This window comes from Vallitalea maricola (genome assembly GCF_036985595.1).
Lineage (GTDB): Bacteria > Bacillota > Clostridia > Lachnospirales > Vallitaleaceae > Vallitalea > Vallitalea maricola.
In genome coordinates this window covers 1-266 of the sequence record NZ_BTPU01000321.1, presented here as the reverse complement: position 1 = coordinate 266, position 266 = coordinate 1, and the positions used below count along the sequence as shown (strand labels likewise).

Annotated in this window: 1 protein-coding gene; it reads right to left on the bottom strand. The window is 33.1% G+C overall.

Annotation, left to right across the window (positions count from 1 at the left end):
- On the bottom strand, positions 1-266 hold a 266-nt coding region (locus AACQ14_RS24235; RefSeq protein WP_339366096.1), incomplete at both ends, for a hypothetical protein.

Sequence of the window (266 nt, the reverse complement as noted above, 5' to 3'; positions counted from 1 at the left end):
CTATTATTTAAAAATGTAGAAGTAATAACAGTACATGCAGTAAATAACGATGGCATAACTCCTTCTATTTCACAAGAGTTATTTTTAACAATCATACGCTCTGCAAATGAGTCGGCTTTCACACATTCTCTTAGATTAATGTTAACATATTCCTTAAATTGTTGATACATTCCATTCTCTAGCAGACCGTAGAAAACAAAATCCGAGTCTGGGTGTTTTTGCTTATTAAAACCACACATAGGAGCGTTAGCATTATGATAACCAAG